The organism is Cupriavidus sp. JZ107 (genome assembly GCF_053903255.1).
In genome coordinates this window covers 1376142-1393050 of record NZ_CP096481.1, presented here as the reverse complement: position 1 = coordinate 1393050, position 16909 = coordinate 1376142, and the positions used below count along the sequence as shown (strand labels likewise).

General features: G+C 64.5%; 17 protein-coding genes. 14 read left to right on the top strand and 3 right to left on the bottom strand.

Annotated elements, in window-relative coordinates:
* The first annotated feature begins 9 nt into the window (after window positions 1–9).
* From M1D55_RS15800 to M1D55_RS15775, 6 genes are all read left to right on the top strand, one after another.
* A complete protein-coding gene (locus tag M1D55_RS15800; protein WP_023264595.1) occupies window positions 10–234 on the top strand; it encodes a DUF2188 domain-containing protein in 225 nt (74 codons plus the stop codon).
* A 76-nt stretch (window positions 235–310) separates the two neighbouring features.
* Entirely contained in the window at window positions 311–520 is a 210-nt protein-coding gene (locus M1D55_RS15795) for a DUF2188 domain-containing protein (protein ID WP_006576036.1), read from the top strand.
* 58 nt (window positions 521–578) lie between these two features.
* Window positions 579–851: a DUF2188 domain-containing protein gene (locus M1D55_RS15790; protein WP_456282558.1), complete on the top strand. Its 273-nt coding sequence runs from the start codon at window positions 579–581 to the stop codon at window positions 849–851.
* An 87-nt stretch (window positions 852–938) separates the two neighbouring features.
* Window positions 939–1571, top strand: coding sequence for a sugar O-acetyltransferase (locus M1D55_RS15785; RefSeq protein ID WP_456282557.1), 633 nt, complete (start codon window positions 939–941; stop codon window positions 1569–1571).
* Entirely contained in the window at window positions 1555–2163 is a 609-nt protein-coding gene (locus tag M1D55_RS15780) for a GNAT family N-acetyltransferase (RefSeq protein WP_456282556.1), read from the top strand. Before M1D55_RS15785 ends, M1D55_RS15780 begins: the two co-directional genes overlap by 17 nt.
* A 33-nt stretch (window positions 2164–2196) precedes the next feature.
* Window positions 2197–2631 (top strand): hypothetical protein, encoded by a 435-nt coding sequence (locus tag M1D55_RS15775; RefSeq protein ID WP_456282555.1) that lies wholly within the window; start codon window positions 2197–2199, stop codon window positions 2629–2631.
* A gap of 17 nt (window positions 2632–2648) precedes the next feature.
* Here M1D55_RS15775 and M1D55_RS15770 read toward each other — a convergent pair whose 3' ends face one another.
* Window positions 2649–3374 (bottom strand): acyltransferase, encoded by a 726-nt coding sequence (locus M1D55_RS15770; RefSeq protein WP_006576031.1) that lies wholly within the window; start codon window positions 3372–3374, stop codon window positions 2649–2651.
* A gap of 425 nt (window positions 3375–3799) precedes the next feature.
* Between M1D55_RS15770 and M1D55_RS15765 the strand changes: the two genes are divergently transcribed.
* The 4 genes from M1D55_RS15765 to M1D55_RS15750 all read left to right on the top strand — a co-directional run bounded on the left by M1D55_RS15765 (window position 3800) and on the right by M1D55_RS15750 (window position 8526).
* Complete coding sequence (locus M1D55_RS15765; protein WP_456282554.1) at window positions 3800–4753, top strand: glycosyltransferase family 2 protein; 954 nt, start codon at window positions 3800–3802, stop codon at window positions 4751–4753.
* 4 nt (window positions 4754–4757) lie between these two features.
* Window positions 4758–5144: a GtrA family protein gene (locus tag M1D55_RS15760; protein WP_456282553.1), complete on the top strand. Its 387-nt coding sequence runs from the start codon at window positions 4758–4760 to the stop codon at window positions 5142–5144.
* The gene (locus M1D55_RS15755) at window positions 5137–7203 is read left to right on the top strand and encodes a DUF6311 domain-containing protein (RefSeq protein ID WP_456282552.1); all 2067 of its coding nucleotides are present in this window, start codon (window positions 5137–5139) and stop codon (window positions 7201–7203) included. Before M1D55_RS15760 ends, M1D55_RS15755 begins: the two co-directional genes overlap by 8 nt.
* 81 nt (window positions 7204–7284) lie before the next feature.
* On the top strand, window positions 7285–8526 hold the full coding sequence (locus tag M1D55_RS15750; protein WP_456282551.1) for an FkbM family methyltransferase: 1242 nt from the start codon (window positions 7285–7287) through the stop codon (window positions 8524–8526).
* A gap of 107 nt (window positions 8527–8633) precedes the next feature.
* Here the strand turns inward: M1D55_RS15750 and typA are convergent, their stop codons facing one another.
* The gene (gene typA, locus M1D55_RS15745) at window positions 8634–10454 is read right to left on the bottom strand and encodes a translational GTPase TypA (protein WP_023264592.1); all 1821 of its coding nucleotides are present in this window, start codon (window positions 10452–10454) and stop codon (window positions 8634–8636) included.
* Window positions 10455–10663: 209 nt separating this feature from the next.
* Between typA and M1D55_RS15740 the strand changes: the two genes are divergently transcribed.
* From M1D55_RS15740 to M1D55_RS15725, 4 genes are all read left to right on the top strand, one after another.
* Window positions 10664–11137 (top strand): MarR family winged helix-turn-helix transcriptional regulator, encoded by a 474-nt coding sequence (locus tag M1D55_RS15740; RefSeq protein WP_064577210.1) that lies wholly within the window; start codon window positions 10664–10666, stop codon window positions 11135–11137.
* Window positions 11138–11231: 94 nt separating this feature from the next.
* Window positions 11232–12758, top strand: coding sequence for an AdeC/AdeK/OprM family multidrug efflux complex outer membrane factor (locus M1D55_RS15735; protein WP_456282550.1), 1527 nt, complete (start codon window positions 11232–11234; stop codon window positions 12756–12758).
* A gap of 71 nt (window positions 12759–12829) precedes the next feature.
* Window positions 12830–14113 (top strand): HlyD family secretion protein, encoded by a 1284-nt coding sequence (locus tag M1D55_RS15730; protein WP_456282549.1) that lies wholly within the window; start codon window positions 12830–12832, stop codon window positions 14111–14113.
* Window positions 14114–14115: 2 nt separating this feature from the next.
* Window positions 14116–15729, top strand: a complete 1614-nt coding sequence (locus M1D55_RS15725; protein WP_456282548.1) for a DHA2 family efflux MFS transporter permease subunit — start codon at window positions 14116–14118, stop codon at window positions 15727–15729.
* Between the two features lie 199 nt (window positions 15730–15928).
* On the opposite strand, the gene truB is transcribed toward M1D55_RS15725, so the two are convergent.
* Window positions 15929–16900, bottom strand: a complete 972-nt coding sequence (truB, locus tag M1D55_RS15720; RefSeq protein WP_232207189.1) for a tRNA pseudouridine(55) synthase TruB — start codon at window positions 16898–16900, stop codon at window positions 15929–15931.
* Window positions 16901–16909 lie beyond the last annotated feature (9 nt).

The following is a 16909-nucleotide window of genomic DNA, read 5'->3' as shown; positions in this document are numbered from 1 at the left end:
GGTGCCACCATGGCAGGACGCAATATCCATGTGACGCCGCACGGCAACGGCTGGAATGTCAGCCGCGAAGGCGAACCGGTCGCCAGCTCGCATCACGACACCCAGGAAGAAGCGATCGAAGTCGCTACCGACGCGGCGCGGCGCGACCGCGTCGAACTGCTGGTCCACGGCCGCGATGGGCAGATCCGCATGCGCAACAGCTTCGGCCACGATCCCGCGGCCTCGAAGGGCTGACGTAGGACGAACTCGCATACTGGGCGATATCCCGATGCACTACGATGCAAGTTCCCTCCGCTCTCGACCGAAGACCATGCCCCGCAACTTCGTATTGAAAGCCACCCATACCGGATGGGAATTGACCGTCGAAGGCCAGGCGCAATCGATCCTGCGCTACGACGCCCGCGATGACGCGCTGCAGCTGGCGATGGCCGCCGCCCGGCGGCGTGGCGTCGGCCTGCTGGTCCAGGAGGCCGACGGCGAAATCCGCCGGCTGACCGAACAGGAAAGCCTCGCGGCTTGACCATGGGCAGCGCGGTGGCCCTGCGGCTGCCGCCCGCTGCCCGCCATGGAAGACGACCATGAACCGTACCGTCCACGTGCTGCCGTCCGACCGCGGCTGGGCGGTGACCGTCGAAGATACCGACGGCGCCACCTCGCACTACCCTTCGCAGGAAGAAGCGGTCGCGGCCGGACGTGAAAAGGCCAGCAAGGACCAGGTCGAACTGGTGATTCACGGACCGGATGGCCAGGTCCAACAGCGCACGCGCTATGACGGTGGCGATGGCCAGGGCCATGATGGCGATGCGGGGGACGGCGGCGGTGATGGTGGCGGTGGGGACGGCGGCGATTGACTCGCTTGCTGCTCGGCGGAGCCGGCAGAGTCGGCAACCGACGTCCTGATATGATCGGCCGCGCGACAACGAACCATCAGCATCCCCATGTCGAGTACCGACACCGAAACCGACGCCGACTCCGACAAGATCGACCATCGCAGCCAGAAGGAAAGAATGCTTGCCGGCGATCTCTATATCGCCGAAGACCGCGAATTGCAGGCCGCATCGCGCCGCGCGTATCGCCTGTCTCGCGAATACGAGACGCGCTATGCCGTCGATCTCGACAGCGCGCAGCAGGTCCTGCATCAAATGCTTGGCGCCGTCGGACCGGACGTCAATATCAAGCCACCGCTTTACGTCGACTACGGCAAGTACATCACGGTCGGCGCGCGGACCTTCGTCAACTACGGATTGATGGCGCTCGACGTCGCGCCGATCACGATCGGCGAAGACGTGCAGATCGGGCCCAACGTCCAATTGCTGACGCCGACTCATCCGATCGATCCCGAGCTGCGGCGGCAGAAATACGAAGCCGCCAAGCCCATCGTCATCGGCAACAACGTCTGGCTCGGCGGCGGCGCCATCGTGCTGGCGGGCGTCACGATCGGCGAGAACAGCGTGATCGGTGCCGGCGCGGTCGTCACGCGCGATATTCCGCCGAACGTGGTCGCGGTAGGCAATCCGGCGCGCGTGATCCGGGAGATCGCTCAGACGCCGAACGATGGCGCCGGCGCATGATGGCGTCGCGCGCTCGCAGCATGTTCCGGCAATGGCGGCGCTGATCCGGCCCGCAGAGCGCAGCGACGCCGCATCGCTGCCCGAAATCGAACGCTCCGCCGCCGAACTGTTCCGTAGCGTGCCGGCATTGGCGTGGATCGCCGAGGACGAGGTGCTATCCCCCGAGGTCCACCTGCGCTTCATTGCCGCCGGCACGGCCTGGGTTGCCGTCGACGACACCGGCAAGGTGCGGGGCTTTCTCAGCGCCGAGCGCTTCGGGCAAGCGCTGCATATCTGGGAGCTTGCCGTTCATCGCGATTGGCAAGGCCAGGGCCGCGGCCGCGCGCTGGTCTCGCAGGCCATCGAACATGCCCGTCGGCAACGGCTGGCGGCCGTCACGCTGACCACGTTCCGCGACCTGCCCTGGAACGAGCCCTTCTACCGCCGGCTGGGCTTCGACGCGATAGAAGGCGATGCACTCGACGAACGGCTCACCGCGGTACTGCAGCACGAACGCGAACTCGGCTTGCCCGTGCATCTGCGCTGCGCGATGCGGCTGGCGCTGGACGTGCCGCGCTCCGGCACCGAGGCCGCCGTGCCGGCGTCGCCGTAGAATCGCCGATATTCCAACCCGACGAGACTTCGTATGGCACGCTTGAACCGACCGCATCGCGCCCTGCTCGCCGCCCTGTTCGCGACCGCGGCCTGCGCCGCCATCGCGCAGGACAACAGCCCGCTGACCGACTCCCAACGTCAGGCACTCGACCGCGCCATCGGCACCCTGCGCACGCCCGCCGACCGCAACGTCGGGAGCCAATGGAGCGACGCCAAGAAAGTCGCCGAGGTGATGTGCCGCCCGCTGGCCCTGCAGGAATTGAAGCGCACCGACGCCAAGGTCGACCGCGTCTTCCTCGGCGACGACACGCCGCAAAGCCTGACGCTCAAAGGCAATACCGTGCTGGAAGGAAAGGGCCAGGCCCGCGGCCGCAAGGGCTGGCGTAATTTCACGTTTACCTGCGCGCTCGACGCGGAAACGGCTCGGGCCACGGCGTTCCAGGCAACGTTCGCAGACGCCAGGTAAAGGCCCGCGCCACGGGATTAAGGCGCGATCACGGGTTCTTGGTCCAGGTGCGACAAGGCATCGACGGACCAGGAGATGCCGGTCCTCACCACCCGTGCCGGGTTGCCAACCGCTACGCAGGATGCGGGGATATCTCGCGTGACGATCGAACCCACGCCAATCACGCTGCCTGCGCCAACGGTCACACCTTTGAGAATGCGGACGTCAGAGCCGACCCATACCTTTTCGGCAAGCCTGACCGGTGCCGGCATATTGATCCGCTGCCCGCTTTCGATGTCGAAGATCGGATGCCAATCGCTGGTGCGGATTTCGATGTTCCACGAGAACAGGCACCACGGACCGATTTCGATACGACTGTGTCGCTCGACGGCGAACAGCTTCGCTTCGATGATGTTTGTCCCTTCGCCGATTTCCACGGAGACGCAGTCGCCTCCGAGAATGATCTGTCCCTGGGAATATTGAACGCCTCGTCCGATACGGGTCCGCGTCAGCTTCACCGCATTCCGGCCGGCGCGGTCGACCCAGGCCTTGATGATGGCGTTCGTTACACAGCAATCTTCGTCGAACTCGATCACGTTGTCGTCGCCATGGATCTCGATGACGACATTGCTCAGGCAGGACCGTCCAATTCGAACCGTGTTTCCATTGCCGATGAATGTGATTTTTACGTTATCGAGGATGGCGTCCTCGGGATGCTCGATGCTGTTGCCTTGTCCGTTGTTCTGGAGGTCAATACCGGTCATGCGTGGGCCTAGTCTTGAGTAGCCGACATGATACTCCGTTCGCGTGCTCGACCCGGTTGAACGTCTTCTAAATCACAATTAAAGCGACGGCCTACTGCAGTAGGTTGACCGGTGCCAACAAAGACGCACAATTCTCTTTTTTGTGCCAGTCGATAAATCGAGGGGCATTTTTCCTCTGCTACGATCCACCGGCAACCACAAGAAAATCCGCCCCGATCGGATACGGCCTGATTCGAACGAGGGAAAAACAAGCCGGATATGCGCTTTGGCAGTCAGGTTCGCCAAAAGCAATCCAAAGTCACTGCCGTGGCTCCAACACCCTTCGCGCGGCATGGCCGCAGCAGTCCGTTCGTCGGCGGCTTCACCGCAGCAAAATGGCCTCGCCAGTCGCGAGTGTGCACAACGCAATAGTCAATTCTCGGAATATGTCGATCCCTTTATTGTCATTGGTAGTGCCATTCTTTAACGAGGAAGAAGCGATTCCCGAATTCTTTAGCCGTGTGATTCCGTGCCTGGAAGCGATTGACAATATCGAGTTTGAAATTGTGTGCATCAATGACGGAAGCACCGATCGCACGCTCGAATGCCTGATCTCTGCCGCGGATACCGATGAGCGCGTGCGCGTCATCGACTTGTCGCGAAATTTCGGCAAGGAGGCGGCCATGTCCGCCGGGCTGGCAGAAGCGCAAGGCGACATCGTCGTACCGTTCGACGCCGACCTGCAGGATCCGCCGGAAATCATCGGCCAGTTGGTGGCCAAGTGGCGGGAGGGATATGACGTGGTACTCGCCCGACGGGTGGACCGTACAACCGATACCTTCCTCAAGCGTTTCTCCGCCTCGAACTTCTATCGGCTTCACAACAAGCTGGCCGATGTCAAGATTCCCGACAACGTCGGCGACTTCCGGCTGATGACGCGCGAGGTCACCGACGCGGTCAACTCCCTTCCGGAATCCCGCCGTTTCATGAAAGGCCTGTTCGCGTGGGTCGGATTTCGGACCGCGGTCATACCGTACTCGCGCGATCGCAGGGTGGCCGGCACGACCAAATTTTCGGGCTGGAAGCTATGGAACTTCGCATTGGAAGGCATCACCAGCTTCAGCAGTCTCCCGTTACGCATCTGGACCTACTTCGGCCTGCTTGTTTCGGCATTGTCCTTCCTGTATGCGGCGTACCTTGTGATCCGGACCCTTGTTCATGGCATCGATGTTCCGGGCTACGCTTCGATCTTCGTTTCGATCCTGTTTTTCAGCGGCGTACAGCTGATCGGCATCGGCATCCTCGGCGAATACATCGGACGCATCTACATGGAATCGAAACGGCGCCCGCTGTACCTGATCCGGGCCCAGTACGGCAGAAAGGTCAAGCATGCCCGGTAGTGCGATGCTGCAACGGCTGGTCAAGTACACGATCATCGGCGCGGCCGGCACCGTCGCCCACTATGTCGTCCTGGTCGGCCTGATCGAACTCGGCCTGCTCGCCAGCCCCGTCGCGGCCTCTTCGGTCGGCGCCGTGGTCGGCGCGCTGATCAACTACTTCCTGAATTACAGGTTCACGTTTCAAGCCAGCAGCAGCCACCTGTCCACCCTTCCCAAGTTCCTGATGATTGCGGGAGCCGGCGTGGTGCTGAACGGCTTCGTCATGGCGATACTGACGCATCTGGCGACCTGGTTCTATATCGTCAACCAGCTGATCGCCACCGCCGTAACGCTGTTGTTCACCTTCGCCGTCAATTCCGCCTGGACGTTCAAAGAAAAAAGACATGGCTAAGCCCGCAAGAACCGGAGATTCCTGGATTGCCGTACTGATCGGTCTGGCGATCTTTGTCGCATTCAGCGGCGGACAAATCGTCAATCCGGCCAATGTCGACTGGATCATGGCAAGCGGTGGCGACCCCATTCAGCACTACATCGGCTGGAATTTCTTCCGCTACGGCGATTTATTGCAATTCCCAATCGGATTGAACACCAAGTACGGCGAAGCCATCGGCAGCTCCATCGTATTTTCCGACTCGATCCCGCTGCTGGCGATCCCGTTCAAGTTCCTCCGCGCCGTGCTGACGCCGCAGTTTCAGTATTTCGGCATCTGGATTGCCCTGTGTTTCGCACTGCAGGCTTTTTTTGCCTGGCGCATCCTGTCGCTGTTTACCGACGGCATTGTGGTACGCGCCATCGGTGCCGCACTGCTGACGCTGTCTCCGCCGATGCTGTGGCGGCTGCTGGGGCACGAAGCATTGATCGGCCACTGGATCCTGCTGGCGGGTCTCTATCTGTATCTGCGAGGGCTTGCCACGCCCTTCCAATGGATTGTGCTGCTGTGCGTGGCGGCGCTGGTCCACCCCTATTTGCTGGCAATGAGCCTGGGCCTCTGGACCGCGGATCGGTGGCGTGCCTTGAGGGCGCGGGAAGTGACCGGGAAATCGCTGACGATGGAGATCGGCCTTGCCTTCCTGTTGCTGGCCGGCACGATGATTTCGGTGGGCTATTTTGCGGTCCGGGGGGTCGGGTCGGAGGGATACGGGTACTACCGCTTCAACATCACGTCGCCACTACATCCGCTCGACATCTGGTCCATCTGGCGGCAAACGCCATATGTCGGCGGCAATTACGAAGGCTTCAGCTACCCGGGCGCGGGCATGTTCGTCCTGGCTCTGCTGGTCGTGGCCTTGCTGGCGTTCCGATGGCGGCATGCCCGGTTCGCGTGGCGTCCAGCGTTCCCGCTTGTTGCAGTCTGTGCGATCTTCTATGTATATGCGCTCTCCAATCGCATAGCGTTCGGCGGGCACGAACTGATTCAGTTTCAGGTACCGGCCATTTTCGAGAAGGTCGTATCGACGTTCCGCTCCACTGGCAGATTTATCTGGCCGGTCCTCTACGCCGTGGAGATACTTCTGCTGGTACTGCTGCTGCGGCTGTCGCCAAAACGGCTGCTGGTGCCAGCGCTCGCCGTGATCCTGCTTTTTCAGGCCACCGACCTGTTGAATGCGTCCGCCTTCTTTCGTGCCCGATGGGCGCAGCGTTGGGACAATCCGCTGAAGTCGGCGTTCTGGAACGACGTTCCGAAGCAGTACAAACGCATTGCATTCGTGCTCCCGCTCGACGGCGGCGAGCGGTACGCTCCCATTGCGTTCCTGGCCTCCAATGCGCGAATGAGTATCAACGGTGGATATTTCGCCCGTGTCGACTTCGACAAGCTGAAAGCGATGGAAGACGAGCTGCTGGCCGCCATCGAGACCGGCAACTTCAGAGAGGACACGCTCTATATCTTCAACAAGGATACGTACTGGAACAAGGCCCGCGGCACCCTTGGGGGCAACGGTTTTGCGGGGTACGTGGACGGGTTCCGCGTGCTGGCGCCCGCATGGCGCGGATGTACGCAGACATGCGCATTCCGCTCCGAAATCGCCCGTGTCGATTTCAGGGACGCGGCCAGCGAGCGTTTTCTGAAGCGAGGCTGGTCGACGACGGCCGGCGAAGGTGGCCGCTGGACCGACGGGCGCGAAGCGGAGTTGTCGATTCCGCTGGGTGACGAATCCCTGCAAGAACTCTCCGTCCGCCTGCGTTTTATTCCGTTCATCAAGCCGGGGCAGGAACAGCAACAGGTTGTCGTTGTTGTTGCCGGGAAAGAGATTCAGCGCTGGCGGCTCACAAGAGAGCAGGTCGAGACCCGAGAATTGCGCGTACCGGCGTCGGTCCTGAAATCGACGCCTGGATCCCTGGATGTCAGACTCGAGTTTCCCGACGCACGGTCGCCGGTCGAGCTCGGCATCAGCGACGATACGCGTGTACTGGCATTGAACGTCGATTCGATGGAGATCCATGGGCGGTAGCCAGCGGTAGTCGGCGGTAGAACCGTGCACGCGTCAACGCCCGACCTTTGTATTGAAACAATATGAAAGGAGACGTCAACCGTGCCCAACGCCTTACCGTATTCCACGCTGGGACAGCTGATCGCTTCCGGCATCGTGGCAATCGATTACGAGAAGCTGCTGGAATCCCACTACAAGAAATGGCTGCGTCCCGGCGACGTGGTGGTCGACATCGGCGCCCATAGTGGCAGGCACCTGCGGCACTTCCTGACTTCGGTCCGCAATACGGGCCGCGTATTCGGCTTCGAGCCGCTGCCGGATCAATACGCAAGCCTCGCCAAACGATTCGATGTCCATAACGCCAAGCTGCACAATATGGCGCTATCGAACTGCTCTGGCACGGCGGAATTCACATACGCGGAAGGCTCGCCGCAGGAAAGCGGTCTGCGCCAGCGGATCTACAACGATCCGGATTCGGCACGCCCACGCACGATCATCGTTGCGGTCGAAAGCCTCGATGCCTTCGCAGACCAATTGGAAGGGTTGAGCTTCATCAAGATCGATATTGAAGGCGCCGAAATCGATTGCCTGCAGGGCGCACAGGCCGTTCTCGACAAGTACCGGCCCTTGATCAGCGTCGAATACGGCATGCAGGGTTATAGCGTCTATGGCAACACCAAGTGGACACTGTTCGAGTTTTGCCATGCGCACGACTACGTGCTGTACGACATGTTTCTGAACCGTCTTGCCTCGCGACAGGCCTGGGGCGCTGCCGTCGACAGTATCTACTGGGATTACTTCATGGTGCCACGGGAAAAGGAGGACGTCTTTCTCTCCCGCCTTTGCCCCCACGACACGACGAGGCCCGATGGGTATTCCTTGATCACGTCCCAATCGCTGACGATTGCGGCCGCCCCGACTCTTGCCCTTCTGCAAGGATTCTCAAGCCCGGAACAGTGGGGATACTGGACCGATGGCTGGCATTCGTCCCTGCGCCTGACGCTGCCGGATCCGCCCGACAACGATCTGCTGCTCGTCATCGAAGCGCACGGATATGTCAACGCCCATCATCCTGAAACCGAGGCCACGGTCTCGGTCAATGGAAGAGAGGTCGGCAATCTGGCGTTCGCGCTCAGCAACCTCACGTCGGACGCCGATGTCTTCGAATTCACGGTGCCGATGCAGCTTTGTCGGGCAAACGCGCTCGTGATCGATCTGATGATTCACGAGCCCTGTTCGCCTTCACAGTTCGGAATATCCGACGATCCCCGGCATCTGGGCATCGGGCTCCATCACATCTCCGTCTATGAACGTCTGGGCGAACGTCTCGCCGCACAGGCTTGAGCCGATCCTCGCTCGCGAACGTCCCCCAATAAAAAAAGCCGAGCCCCGTTCACCACAGGACTCGGCCCTTCCCCTTCCGGGGCAGCGTATCGCTGACGCTTATGCGCTTATGCGCCTTCGCGCGACGCGCGCTTGCGCTCGTGTTCCTTCAGGAAGCGCTTGCGCAGGCGGATGCTCTTCGGCGTGATTTCGACCAGTTCGTCGTCGGCGATGAATTCCACCGCGTATTCGAGCGTCATCTGGATCGGCGGCACCAGGCGCACCGCTTCGTCGGTGCCCGAGGCGCGCACGTTGGTCAGCTGCTTGCCCTTGATCGGGTTGACGACCAGGTCGTTGTCGCGGCTGTGGATGCCGATGATCATGCCTTCGTACAGCGGGTCGCCCGGCTTGACGAACATGCGGCCGCGATCCTGCAGCTTCCACAGCGCGTAGGCCACGGCCTCGCCGTCGTCCTGCGAGATCAGCACGCCGTTGTGGCGCTCGCCCAGGCCGCCCTCGCGCACCGGCGCGTAGTCGTCGAAGATGTGCGAGATCAGGCCGGTACCGCGCGTCAGCGTCAGGAATTCGCCCTGGAAGCCGATCAGGCCGCGCGCCGGAATGCGATATTCCAGACGGGTACGGCCCTTGCCGTCCGACGCCATGTCGAGCAGTTCGCCCTTGCGGCGGCCCAGCTCTTCCATCACGGCGCCCTGGTGGCCGTCCTCGACGTCCACGGTCAGCAGCTCGTACGGCTCATGCTTGACGCCGTCGATTTCCTTGAACACCACGCGCGGACGCGACACGGCCAGTTCGTAGCCTTCGCGGCGCATGTTTTCCAGCAGGATGGTCAGGTGCAGCTCGCCGCGGCCCGATACTTCGAACACCGTGTCGTCGCCGGTCTCGGCCACGCGCAGCGCCACGTTGGATTTCAGTTCGCGGTCCAGGCGCTCGCGCAGCTGGCGGCTGGTGACGAACTTGCCTTCGCGGCCGGCCAGCGGCGAGGTGTTGACGCAGAAGTTCATCGTCAGCGTCGGCTCGTCGACCTTCAGCATCGGCAGCGCGTCCTGCGCGTCGGGCGCGCAGACGGTGCAGCCGATACCGAGCTCTTCGATGCCGTTGATCAGCACGATGTCGCCGGCCTCGGCCTCGGGCACGATCTCGCGCTCCAGGCCACGGAACTTCAGCACCTGGTTGATGCGGCCCTTGATCGGGTTGCCCTCGGGACCGAACTTGACGACCACGTCCTGCAGCGGACGGGCACGGCCGCGCGAGATGCGGCCGACGCCGATCTTGCCGACATAGCTCGAGTAGTCCAGCGAGATGATCTGCAGCTGCAGCGGGCCATCCGGATCGTCATTGCGGACCGGCACCTTGTCGAGCACGGTCTCGAACAGCGGCTTCATGTCGCCGTCGCGCACGTCCTCGGTCAGGCCGGCGTAGCCGTTCAGGCCCGAGGCGTAGATCACCGGGAAATCGAGCTGTTCGTCGGTCGCGCCCAGCTTGTCGAACAGGTCGAAGGTCTGGTTGATGACCCAGTCCGGACGGGCGCCCGGGCGGTCGATCTTGTTGATCACGACGATCGGCTTCAGGCCCAGCGCCAGCGCCTTGCGCGTGACGAAGCGGGTCTGCGGCATCGGGCCTTCGACGGCGTCGACCAGCAGCAGCACGCCGTCGACCATCGACAGCACGCGCTCGACCTCGCCGCCGAAATCGGCGTGGCCCGGGGTGTCGACGATATTGATATGGGTGCCGTTGTACTCGACCGCGCAGTTCTTCGCCAGGATGGTGATCCCGCGTTCTTTTTCCAGGTCGTTCGAGTCCATCACCCGCTCCGCAACCTGCTGGTTCTCACGGAAGGTGCCTGCCTGGCGCAGGAGTTGGTCCACCAGGGTGGTCTTGCCATGATCGACGTGGGCGATGATGGCGATATTGCGGATTGCGCGGGTCATTGCGGCTCTCGCTTGCAGCTGGGCATCAAAATTTAACCCGCCATTCTAGCATGTTGCGGCGCAAAACTGCGGGACACGTCTCGGCCTGTCTTTCGTCTTGCTGCAAGGCCTTGCGGCGCACTATTTCGCAATCCGCAATGACAAATTGACGTTCTTGTTGTTTCGTCAATCGCCGCATATATTTGCCACGACAAAGATTGCATAGGCAAATGATGAACGCGCCCGTCACCGACGATACCTACCCTTTCGACCCCGCCTCCTATCGGATCTGCGACAGCGTCGGCTATCTGATGGCACGCGCCAAGGGCGAGCTGTCGCGCGATGTCGAGCAGGAGGTCGGCGCGCTCGATATCACGCACGCCCAGGCTTCTTGCCTGGTGATGCTGGCGCATGACCGCGCCCGCACGGTGACCGATCTGGGCCGCGAACTGAACACCGATATCGGCTCGGTCACGCGGCTGATCAGCCGCATGGAGAAACGCGGCCTGGTCGAGCGCCAACGCAGCGACGCCGATCGGCGCATCGTCGATCTGCAGGTCACGCCGGCCGGCTGGGCGCTGGTCGAGCAGTTGCCGACGATCTTCTGCCGCGTGCTGAACCGGCGCTTTCGCGGCTTCTCGGAGGCGGAAGTGGCGCAGTTCCGCGACATGCTGCGACGGGTGATCGCCAACAACTCCGGGTAGCGCTGCTGCCGCAGTCCCGTACGTCCCGAATCCATCGGCGGCCCGTGCCATCCGGCACCGGACCGCGGCATCCGTTTTTCGTTGTCGCCATCCCATGAACCACCAACTTTCGACTTCCCGCCGTGCCGTGGCACGGCAACCGGCCCGCCGCCTCGGCTCCTTCGCGCTGACTGCGCTGGCCGCCGCCGCACTGGCCGGCTGCGCCGCCTTCGGCAATTCCCACACCACCCAGGTCATGACCGAGCCCGCGCAACTCGCGACGGCGCAGACGCTGCCCGGCCAGCATGGCCAATGGCCGTCGCAGGACTGGGTCGACCAGTTTGGCGATCCTCAACTGCGCGCGCTGGTCGACGAGGCCGTGCAGAGCAGCCCGAATCTGCAGGCAGCGCTGGCGCGGGTGCAGGCCTCGCGGGCGATGGCCGATGCCACCCGCAGCGCGCTGTACCCGCATATCGACTTCGATGCGTCGCTGTCGCGCCAGCGCTTCTCCGAGACCGATCTGTACGAAGGCACGCCGCGCGCCGGCTCCTGGCAGAACCTGTCGCGCACGCAGGCCGGCCTGTCCTGGGACCTCGACTTCTGGGGCAGGAACCGCTCGGCGCTGGAAGCGGCGCTGTCGGACGACCGCGCCGCCGAAGCCGAAAGCCAGGCCTCGCGGCTGCTGCTGACCACCGCAGTGGCGCGCAACTACGCGCGGCTGGCCGCGCTGTTCGCGCAGCGCGATGTGGCCGAGCGCGCGATCGCCCAGCGCGGCGACCTGACCGAGCTGTCGCGCCAGCGCCTGTCGGCCGGTCTCGACACTCAGGTCGAAACCACGCAGGCGCGCGCGACGGTGGCCTCGGCCCGCACCGACCTGCAACGGATCGACGAAGAGATCGCGCTGGCGCGCAACCAGATCGCCGCGCTGCTCGGCAAGGGTCCGGATCGCGGGCTGGCCATCGCGCGCCCGACGCTGCTGGCGCATGCGACGCCGACGCTGCCGGACAACCTGGCGATCGACCTGCTCGGCCGCCGGCCCGACCTGGTGGCGGCGCGCTGGCGCGTCGAGGCCTCGTCGAAGGACATCGACGTCGCGCGCGCCGAGTTTCTGCCCAATGTCACGCTGAGCGCCTTCGCGGGCCTCGCCTCGCTCGATCCGTCCAACCTGCTGCTCGGCATCAGCCGCCAGTTCGGCTTCGGCCCGGCGGTGCGCCTGCCCATCTTCGAGGGCGGCCGGCTGCGCGCGAACCTGAAGGGCAAGCACGCGCAATACGACCTGGCCGTAGCGAACTACAACCAGACGCTGGTCGATGCGCTGCGCGAGACCGCCGATACGGTCACCAGCATCCGCAGCGTCGATCAGCAGATCCAGACGCAGCGCGAGGCGCTGGATCTGGCCGAGCACGCCTATGCGCTGGCGACCACGCGCTACAAGGCTGGCCTGGGCACGCAGCTGACCGTGCTGAATGCCGAGAGCAACGTGCTGCAGCAGCGGCGCCTGGCCACCGATCTGCAGGCACGGCGGCTGGATCTGCAGATGGCGCTGGTCAAGGCGCTCGGCGGCGGTTATCAGCAGCCGGACGAGGCCAGCGCTTCCCGGCCGGCACAGGCCGCCAGCCCCGCCACGCCGGCGCACGGCTGAAGCGCCCGACCACCAGCCATACGACATCGAAGAACAACGACAACGTCCGAACCGTTCAAGCGACCGACATCATGAGCGACCAACAACAGAACGCGGCCACCCGCACGCAACTCTCCGACAACAACAACGGCAAGCGCAAGCGCCTGCTGCTCTCGCTGACCGCCGCCGTGGTGGTCGCGGGCCTGGCCTACGGCGGCTACTGGGCCCTGTATGCGCGGCATTTCGAAAGCACCGACGACGCCTACGTGGCGGGCAACGTGGTCCAGGTGACCCCGCTGGTGCCCGGCACCGTGGTGGCGATCGGCGCCGACGACACGCAGCTGGTCAACGCCGGCCAGCCGCTGATCCAGCTCGACCGCGCCGACAGCGAGGTCGCGCTGGCCCAGGCCGAGGCCCAGCTGGCACAGGCGGTGCGCGAGGTGCGCACGCTGTACGTCAACAACGGCTCGCTGGCGGCCAACGTGGCGCTGCGCCAGGCCGATGTCGCGCGGGCGCGCGAGGACCTGAAGCGCCGCCAGGCAATCGCCGGCTCGGGCGCGGTCTCGTCGGAAGAGCTCGCGCATGCGCGCACCACGCTGCAGGCCGCCGAATCGGCGCTGCAGGCGGCGCGCGAACAGCTCGCGTCGAACAAGGCGCTGACCGACCAGACCACCGTCGAGAAGCACCCGAACGTGCAGCGCGCCGCCGCCAACGTGCGCGCCGCCTATCTGAGCTATGCGCGCTCGGCGCTGCCGGCGCCGGTGACCGGCTATGTCGCCAAGCGCTCGGTGCAGGTCGGCCAGCGCGTGGCCGCCGGCGCGCCGCTGATGGCGGTGGTGCCGCTCGACCAGGTCTGGGTCGACGCGAACTTCAAGGAGGTCCAGATCACGCATATGCGGATCGGCCAGCCGGTCACGCTGCATGCGGACGTCTACGGTACCGACGTCGAATACCACGGCAAGGTGGCCGGCTTCTCGGCCGGCACCGGCTCGGCGTTCTCGCTGCTGCCGGCGCAGAACGCGACCGGCAACTGGATCAAGGTGGTGCAGCGCCTGCCCGTGCGCATCGCGCTCGATCCGCAGCAGCTGAAGGACCATCCGCTGCGCATCGGCCTGTCGATGAACGTCACCGTCGACGTGCGCAAGACCGAGGGCGCGGCGATGACGACGACCACCGCCAGCAAGCCGATGCAGACCGATGTCTATGACAAGGTCGGCCACGATGCCGATGCGCTGATCGCCCGCATCATCGCGACCAACAGCGGCCGCCAGGGCGCCGAGCCGGCGGCTCCGGCCTCGGCGGCGCGCGCTTCGACCGCCCGCGCCTCGACCGCGAATTCCACGGCAACCGCCAAGAAAGCGACCACGCACGCCTGATCATGGCCGATACCCTGACCGCCCGCGAGGGCGTCGAACCCACGCCCCCGGCGGCCCCTGCTGCGCCAGCCCGCCCGGCGCACCAGCAGCCGCTGACGGGCGGCAAGCTGATCGTCGGCACGATCGCGCTGTCGCTGGCCACGTTCATGAACGTGCTCGACTCGTCGATCGCCAACGTATCGATTCCCGCGATCTCGGGCGACCTCGGCGTGTCGCCGAACCAGGGCACCTGGGTCATCACCTCGTTTGCGGTGGCCAACGCGATCTCGGTGCCGCTGACCGGTTGGCTGACCACCCGTTTCGGCGCGGTGCGGCTGTTCGTCACGTCGATCCTGCTGTTCGTGCTGTCGTCGTGGCTGTGCGGCGTCGCGCCGAACCTGGAAGTGCTACTGGCCGCGCGGATCCTGCAGGGCGCGGTGGCCGGGCCGATGATTCCGCTGTCGCAGTCGCTGCTTCTGTCGAGCTACCCGCCGCACAAGAGCACGATGGCGCTGGCGCTATGGGGCATGACCACGCTGGTCGCGCCGATCATGGGCCCGCTGCTGGGCGGCTGGATCTCGGACAACATGACGTGGCCGTGGATCTTCTACATCAATATCCCGGTCGGCATCCTGGCCGCGTACGCGACCTGGGTCATCTATCGCGACCGCGAGACGCCAAAGCGCGTGCTGCCGATCGACACGATCGGGCTGGCGCTGCTGGTGATCTGGGTCGGCGCGATGCAGCTGATGCTAGACAAGGGCAAGGAGCTCGACTGGTTCCATTCGACCGAGATCGTCATGCTGACGGTGGTCGCGGTGGTCGGTTTCCTGTTCTTCCTTGCGTGGGAGCGCTACGAGAAGCATCCGATCGTCGATATCAGCCTGTTCAACGGCCGCAACTTCAGCGCGGGCGTGGTCGCGATCTCGGTCGCCTACGGGCTGTTCTTCGGCAATCTGGTGATCCTGCCGCTATGGCTGCAGACCATCGTCGGCTATACCGCGACCGATGCCGGCATCGTGATGGCGCCGGTGGGCATCTTCGCGATCCTGCTGTCCCCGGTGATCGGGCGCAATCTGCCGAAGATGGACCCGCGCTGGGTCGCCACCGCGGCCTTCGTCACGTTCGGCATCGTCAGCCTGATGCGTTCGCGGTTCACGATCGACGTGGACACCACCACGCTGATGATTCCGACGCTGATCCAGGGCGCGGCGATGGCGATGTTCTTCATCCCGCTGACGTCGATCATCCTGTCGGGACAGCCGCCCGACAAGATCCCGGCGGCCTCGGGCCTGTCGAACTTCGTGCGGATCACGTTCGGCGCGATCGGCGCCTCGGTGTCGACCACCGTGTGGGAAAACCGCTCGGCGATGCACCATGCGCACCTGGTCGAACAGGCCAATCCGTACAACCCGGTCTACAACGCCCAGGTCGAACACCTGATGCAGCAGGGCATGAGCCATCTGCAGGCGGTCGGCATGATCGAGCGCACCATCTCCCAACAGGCGTCGATGCTGGGCGCCAACGATATCTTCTGGATCTCGGGGGTGATGTTCTTCGCGCTGATCGTGTTCGTCTGGCTGACGAAGCCGAAGAGTGGCGGAGGCGGGTCGGCGGATGCGATGGGGGCGCATTGAGGCTCGCGCAATGGCGCACGCCCCCTGCCCTCTCCCCCGCCCCTGTCCCGCAGGCGGGAGAGGGGAGAAAACCAGCAGTGCCCTCGACCCCTCTCCCTTCTCGCTCCCCTTCTCGCTTACTGGTCTCCCTTCGTTGACCGATTGGGTTCTCCCTCTCCCGCTTGCGGGAGAGGGCCGGGGAGAGGGAGATCCGCCCGGATCAGTCGGCGGGAGTCAATCTGACCAGCCGCTCCGGCCGCAGCGCGCCTTCGCGCCATCTGGCCACGCCCAGCAGCCGCGGCGGTTCGCCGCCATAGACGCGCGCCAGCGCGTCTTGCTGCAATCCAAGCGCTGCGAACGCCTGTGCCGGCAGATCGCGCCCAGCAATCCGTTGGCCCTGCAGAAAGCGCTGCGTCGCGGCGGCATCGAGCGTGACCGGCGCGCAGCGTTGCAGCAGCGCGTCCACCGGCGCCAGCAACGCCGGACGCGCCGCGTCGTCGTGCTCGCCCAGCTGCTCCAGCGTGACCGCGCCGTCCAGCGTCAGATCGCCGACCGCGGTGCGCCGCAGCGCGGTCAGATGCGCGCCGCAGCCGAGCGCCTCGCCGATGTCCTCGGCCAGCGTCCGGATATAGGTGCCCTTGCTGCAGGTCACGCGCATCGCGAACACTGGCGCGCCGGGCAGCTCGCAGCGGAGCAACGCGATCTCGTGGATCGTCACGCTGCGCGCCGCGCGCTCGACGGTCTGGCCCGCGCGCGCGTACTCGTACAGCGGGCGGCCGTCCTTCTTCAGCGCCGAATGCATCGGCGGCACCTGCTCGATCGCGCCGACGAAACGCGCCAGCGCTTCGTTCAGCGCCGCGGCATCGCAGCGAACCGGACGCTCGGCGATCACCTCGCCTTCCGCATCGCCGGTCGACGTGCGCTGTCCCAGCCGCACGGTCGCCTCATAGGTCTTGTCGGCATCGAGCAGATCCTGCGAGAACTTGGTCGCCTCGCCGAAGCACAGCGGCAGCAGCCCGGTCGCCAGCGGGTCTAGCGTGCCGGTATGGCCGGCCTTGTTGGCGCGCAGCAGCCGCTTGGCGCGGATCAGCGCATCGTTCGACGACAGCCCGAGCGGCTTGTCGAGCAGCAGCACGCCATGCACGTCGCGGCGCGGCAGCCGCGGCGGACGTGGAGCGTTGGAATCGGTCATGGGAGAGGA